Annotated in this window: 6 protein-coding genes; 1 reads left to right on the top strand and 5 read right to left on the bottom strand. The window is 72.5% G+C overall.

The annotated features are described in order from the left end of the window. Window positions 1-280: 280 nt before the first annotated feature. Together C1A33_RS18600 and C1A33_RS18595 are read right to left on the bottom strand one after the other, a co-directional pair. Window positions 281-1450 carry an epoxide hydrolase family protein gene (locus tag C1A33_RS18600; RefSeq protein WP_101832743.1) on the bottom strand — a complete coding sequence of 390 codons (1170 nt, stop codon included), beginning with the start codon at window positions 1448-1450 and terminating at the stop codon, window positions 281-283. 43 nt (window positions 1451-1493) lie between these two features. Beyond that, the gene (locus C1A33_RS18595) at window positions 1494-2687 is read right to left on the bottom strand and encodes an amidohydrolase family protein (protein WP_101832742.1); all 1194 of its coding nucleotides are present in this window, start codon (window positions 2685-2687) and stop codon (window positions 1494-1496) included. Between the two features lie 268 nt (window positions 2688-2955). On the opposite strand from C1A33_RS18595, the gene C1A33_RS18590 reads away from it, so the two are divergent. Next, window positions 2956-3435, top strand: a complete 480-nt coding sequence (locus C1A33_RS18590) for a PaaI family thioesterase (RefSeq protein ID WP_207770372.1) — start codon at window positions 2956-2958, stop codon at window positions 3433-3435. A gap of 36 nt (window positions 3436-3471) precedes the next feature. Here the strand turns inward: C1A33_RS18590 and C1A33_RS18585 are convergent, their stop codons facing one another. The 3 genes from C1A33_RS18585 to C1A33_RS18575 are packed head-to-tail and all read right to left on the bottom strand — an operon-like array spanning window position 3472 to window position 5735. Next, the gene (locus tag C1A33_RS18585; RefSeq protein ID WP_101832740.1) at window positions 3472-4254 is read right to left on the bottom strand and encodes an SDR family NAD(P)-dependent oxidoreductase; all 783 of its coding nucleotides are present in this window, start codon (window positions 4252-4254) and stop codon (window positions 3472-3474) included. A 46-nt stretch (window positions 4255-4300) separates the two neighbouring features. Continuing rightward, window positions 4301-4939: a nuclear transport factor 2 family protein gene (locus C1A33_RS18580; RefSeq protein WP_101832739.1), complete on the bottom strand. Its 639-nt coding sequence runs from the start codon at window positions 4937-4939 to the stop codon at window positions 4301-4303. Between the two features lie 4 nt (window positions 4940-4943). Further along, on the bottom strand, window positions 4944-5735 hold the full coding sequence (locus C1A33_RS18575) for an SDR family NAD(P)-dependent oxidoreductase (protein ID WP_101832738.1): 792 nt from the start codon (window positions 5733-5735) through the stop codon (window positions 4944-4946). Between the last annotated feature and the right edge of the window lie 115 nt (window positions 5736-5850).

Below are 5850 nucleotides of genomic sequence, written 5' to 3'. Positions count from 1 at the left end.
TCCTCGAGCTCCGGCTCGACGCTGATTCTCAACGCGCACACGCTCCATAGGTCGAGGCCGCGGCGCTCCACGGGGGACACGGCGCGGCATACGGCGCAAACGTAAATCGGGACCCGACCGACCCGCAATCGAAGCCGGCCTCGACGGCCGGGCCCGGCAGCCCCGCGCCGCCGCGGCGGGCCGAGCAGGAGCCGCCGGGCAGGGGGGCCGGCCATGAGCCGCCGGGCCGGCCGGGACACGGGGGCCGGACGGCCCTCGGCCAGGAGGCCCGACGGGCGGGTCAGGCCGGTCGGATTCGCTGGGTCCGGAAGAAGGTGCGGACCTCGTCGGTGAACAGCCCCGGCTCCTCGAGCGCGGCGAAATGGCCGCCGCGGGCGGCCTGCGACCAGTGGCACAGCGTCGGGTACGCCGCCTCGGCCCAGGCCCGCGGAGGCCGGAACGGCTCGCCGGGGAACACGGTGTGTCCGAGCGGGACGGCCAGCGGCGGCAGCGGCGCGAACCGGCCCGGCCCGACCGACTCGTAGTAGAGCCGCGTGGAGGAGTTGATGGTCCCGGTCAGCCAGTAGATCGAGATGTTGTCGAGCAGCCGGTCCTGGCTGATCTGGATCTCGCCCTTCGCGTCGAGGTGGCTCCAGCCGTGGAACTTCTCCAGGATCCAGCCGGCGAGGCCGGCGGGAGAGTCCGCGAGGCCATAGGCGAGCGTCTGCGGCTTCGTGCTCTGGATCCGCTGGTAGGCGGTCTCGTGCCGGTTGAGCTGCTTGTTCGCGGCGACCAGGGCCAGGTCGTCGGCGTCGAGGCCGGCGGTGGGGTTCGCCCGGTCGGGCGCCGAGACCGGGAGCAGGTTGAGGTGCAGCGCCGCGACCCGTTCGGGGGTCAGCCCGGCGAGGGTCACGCTCACCCGGCTGCCCCAGTCGCCGCCCTGGGCGAAGAAGCGGTCGTAGCCCAGGATGGTCATGAGCCGCAGGAAGGCGGCGGCGACCCGTGGCACGTCCCAGCCAGTGGCCGTCGTCGGGCCGGAGAAGCCGTAGCCGGGCAGCGACGGCACGACGACGTGGAACGCGTCGGCCGGATCGCCGCCGTGGCGTGCCGGGTCGGTCAGCGGCCCGACGACCTCCCAGAACTCCGCGACCGAGCCCGGCCAGCCATGGGTGAGCAGCAGCGGCCGCGCGCCCGGCTCGGGCGAGCGGGCGTGGATGGCGTGCACCCGCTGCCCGTCGATCTCGGTGACGAGCTGCGGATGGGCGTTGGCCCGGTCCTGGAAGCGCGACCAGTCGAAGTCGTCCTTCCAGTACCGGCACAGCTCGACCAGGGCGGCGAGGTCGGTCCCGTAGTCCCATCCGACGCCGGGGAGCTGGTCGGGCCAGCGGGTCCGGTCCAGCCGGGCGCGCACGTCGGCGATCTGCTCGTCGGTCACGCGTAGCTCGAACGGCGAGACGCTCGGTCCGCTCATCCGGTGCTCCTTCCCGGCCGGCCGGGCGGGTAGGCAGGCATGGTCAGACGGTCTCGAACAGCTTGGCGGCGTTGCCGCGCAGGATCTTGACCTGGTCCTCCTCGGACAGCCCGTCGAGCAGCTTGCCGAAGTCGCGCGGCACGGCCAGGCCCTCGGCGTGCGGGAAGTCCGAGCCCATGACGAGGCAGTCGACGTCGGGCAGGTCGCGGACGATCTTGATGATGTCGTCCTCGGGGTACGGCGCGACCCGGACGTGCCGGCGGAAGATCGCGCTGGGCCGCTCGGTGAGCTTCCCGCCGATCCACGGGCCGTTGCGGCCCATGCCGCGGCTCTTGTCCATGTGGCTGATGAAGTTCGGCACCCAGGACGCGCCGAACTCCGCGACCAGCACGTTCAGGTTCGGGAACCGGCCGAAGATGTTGTCGAAGATCAGCGCGGACAGCGTGTCCATGATCGGGCGGTCGCCGTAGAGGTTGTTCCACGACCAGGCGGACATGTGCCACGAGCCCGGCGCGCCGCTGTGCCCCCAGGCCGGCCCGATGTTCTCGTTGTACCAGTTCTCCATGATGTGGAAGGCGACCGTCACGCCGGCCTCGTTGAGCCGCGACCAGATCGGGTCGAAGTACGGGTCGCCGGGCGAGCGGCCGTTCGCCGGTCCGGTCGGCAGCAGCACGATCTTCGCGCCGCGGTCGAGGACGAACTCCAGCTCCTCGACGGCGAGGTCGAGATCGCGCAGGGAGAGCAGAGCCGGGGCGAACAGCCGGCCGTCCCGGTTGAACCCCCAGTCCTCGTCGAACCACTGGTTGAACGCGTGGACGTTCGCGTAGGCGGCCGCGGTGTCCTTGACGTAGTTCTCGATCGACAGCGCGATCGCGGACGGGAACAGGACCGCGCGCTCCAGGCCCTGCTCGTCCATCAGCCGCAGCCGAGCGTCGCGGTTCTGGTACTCGGGCCGCATCGGCTCGGGCTGGTAGGTCTCGTCCGGGTTGCCGGACCCCATCTGGCGCAGCATCTCCTTGAGCGAGCCCGGCTTGTACGCCAGGTCGAACCCGAGGCCCTGCTCCGAGTTGAACACCGCGATCCGGTCGGCCGCCAGGATCCGCTCCGAGCCGTCCGGCATGCGCACCGGCCGCACGGCCTGGTCGGCCCACTTCGACGGCAGGTAGCGGGTGACGGCATCCCGGGGCTCGTAGCAGTGGGTGTCGCAGTCGAAGAGCCGAAGATCGGCGATGCTCATGGGAGCCTCCAGGCTGTAGAGGTTAAATCATATAGCTATAAGGGTCCCGCGTCGCGGTCCACGAGGCTCCGCCGGACGTCCGGCCGCGGCGGCCGACTCCATGTCAAATGGTGATATCAGTCATATTGATAGAAGAGTTAGTGGTTGGCCAGCCCCCCCGTCCGATCCGCTGGTCCGCGCGGTAACGGTTGACCGGTGGGTCCTCGTGTCCGGCAGAGTGATGCCGACGGCGCCGGCAGCGCCGTCCCGAGCAGCGAGCGGAGGGGCCGTGGGCCTGAGCGAGGACGAACAGCGGTTTCGTCGGGAGTGGTTCCGGGAGCACTGGGAGAAGGGCGTCGCCTTCAACCGGCACTGCGGGCTGCGGATCGACCGGTGGGAGCCGGACGGCGTCGAGTTCTTCCTGCCCTACTCCGAGGGCCTGTCCGCGCATGACGGGATCTTCCACGGCGGGGTGATCGCCTCCCTGCTGGACACCTGCGGCGGCGGCGCGGTGATCGCCGGGCACGACTTCAGCAAGGGCAGCCGGCTGACCACCATCTCGATGTCCATCCAGTACCTGAACGCGGGCCGCGGGGCCGGCCTGCGGGCCCGCGGCCACGCCACCCGGCGCGGCCGCGCCGTCAACTTCGCCGACGTCACCATCGTCGACGCGCAGACGGACCGGCTGGTCGCCACCGGCCACGTCAGCCTCAACATCGCCGGCGAGCGGCCGAACGCCCCCTGGTCGACGCCGCCGGCCACCGGCTGAGCCGCTGGCCGCCGGCGTCAGCCGTCAGGTGGGCCGTCAGCCGAGGGCGGGCTGGTAGAGGACGGCGCTCAGGCCGCTGTCCACCGGCAGTGCGATGCCGGTGATCGCGGCCGCGTCGTCCGAGGCGAGGAAGGCGACCGCGGCGGCGATGTCGGCCGGCTCGGCCACCCGGGGCAGTGGCAGCTGTGCGGCGTAGCGCTCCAGCCGGCCCTCGCCCGCCAGGTACGCCTCGAAGGCGGGTGTGCGCACCGAGCCGGGCACCACCGCGTTCACCCGGATGCCCAGCGGCCCGCCCTCGACGGCGGCCTCCTGGGTGAGGTGGATGACCGCCGCCTTCGCGGTGCCGTAGTACGGCGTCGTGCCGACGACCTTGCCGGTGCCGGCCATCGAGGCGGTGTTCACCACCGTGCCGCCGCCCCGCGAGCCCATGATCCGTAGCGCCGCGCGGATCCCGCGGAACGTCGCGCCGAGGTTGCCGTCGATGCCGCGGGCCCAGGTCGCGTCGTCGACCTCGGTGATCGCCGCCCGGCCGCCGAAACCGACGTTGTTGTGCAGGATGTCGAGGCGGCCGTGACGCTCGGCGACGCCGTCGAGCAGGCGGTCGACGAAACCGGGCTCGAGCACGTCACCCGGGACCGCCTCGGCGGACCCCCCGCCGTCGACGATGAGCCGGACCGTCTCGGCCGCCGGCTCCGCCCGCAGGTCGTTCACCACGACCAGCGCGCCCTCGGCCGCCAGCCGCGCCGCCGATGCCCGCCCGATGCCCGAGCCGGCGCCGGTGACCACGGCGACCTTTCCGGTGAACCTCTCCGTTGCCATGTGATCCGTTCCTTTCGGCGATGTCTCGTGCTGGGGTGGGAGCTCCCTACACCGGCGCGGTCCCGCCGGTGGGCGCAGAGGTCACGGAACCGACGTCGGTTCCGGACCAGAACGGCGCCCACGACGGGTCGAGCGCGGGTAACGCCGGGCGCCCCGGCGAGGTGCCCCAGCTGTCGAAGCCGACGGCCTGTGGATGTTCGGTGAGGTCGGCGGCGTACCAGTGACGTTCCTGCCGGCGCTCGAAGAGCCACTCGCCGTCGACCCGGCGGTAGGCGTCGTCGTAGCGGATGGCCATCACGATCCAGCGCTCGCCCACCTCGTGCTCGGCGCGGCAGTACACGCTGCCCGTCGCCGTCGTCGGGCCCGTGCCGTCCGGTTCGTCGGGGCCGAGGACGACGCGGTGACCGCAGATCTGGTGGATGGACCGGTAGAACCAGCGGACCTGAGGCTCGATGAAGGACCGCAGGATCTCGCGTCCCTGGCCGTGCCGGCCCATGCGGACGTCGGGGACGAACAGGCTCGTCCACGTGTCGAGGTCGCGGGAGTCGACCGCGATCGCGTAGCGGATCGGCAGCTGCCCGATCTCCTGGCGGGCCTCGACGCGGGCCAGCCGGGTGGCGAGGTCGCCCGCTGCGTCACCGCGTGCCGGGCCCGGGGGGTTCGGGGGCTCGTGTGCCGTCGTCATCGGGTCAGATCCCTCCGCCGGTGAGCATCAGCGTGTCCGCGGTCAGGTAGGCGAGGTCGTCGCTGACGAGTGCGACGACCGCGCGGCCGATGTCCGCCTCCGGGTCGCCGACGCGGCGCAGCGTGAGCGCCTGCTGCATGCGGGCGAAGTGGTCCGGATGCTCCCGCGCGAAGGTCTCGGCGCTCGGTGACAGCGCGTTGGGCACCACTACGTTGACCCGGATGTTGTAACGGCCCCACTCGCGGGCCGCGACCCGCGACAGCCCGCGGATCGCCTCCTTGGCCATCGCGTAGGCGCCGAAGGTGCTGACGCCGGTGATGGCGGTGTTCGAGCCGAAGTTCACGATCGACCCGCCGCCGCGCGCCCGCAGGTGCGGCAGCGCCGCCTGCATCCCGTGGAACGTGGCCAGCGCCCCGTTGCGCCAGCAGTCGTCGACGTCGGCCTCGGTCAGCTCCGCCAGCGGGCCCTGGACCGACGTGGCGGCGTTGTTGACCAGCGCGTCGAGGCCGCCGAACGCGGACACCGCCGCCCCGACGGCCGCGTCGACCTGGGCGCGCTCACTCGCGTCGCAGGCCAGCGCGAGGGCGCGTCCGCCGAACGCGTCGATCTCGGCGACGACGGCCTCGCACTTGGCGACCGTCCGCCCGGCCAGCGCGACCGCCGCGCCCTCCCGGGCCAGCGCCAGCGCGATGCCCCGCCCGATCCCCTGGCCGGCACCGGTGACCAGCGCGACCTTGCCCGTGAGCCGACCGCTGTCCGTGAGCCGCTCGGTCGCCGGTCCCGGCCCTGTCGCCATCAGAGGTTCTCCTTCTCGGCCGCGGGGGTGGCCGGGCTCAGCGACGCTGGGTCGAGGTCGCGCAGCAGTGGCGCGAGGTCCTCGGCGATGGTGCGCACGTTGGCCGCCACCCGTT

This window comes from Frankia canadensis, assembly GCF_900197875.1.
In the GTDB taxonomy this organism is placed as follows: Bacteria; Actinomycetota; Actinomycetes; order Frankiales; family Frankiaceae; genus Frankia; species Frankia canadensis.
The sequence above is the reverse complement of the archived record's forward strand: the minus strand, read 5'-3'. Positions and strand labels throughout refer to the sequence as shown.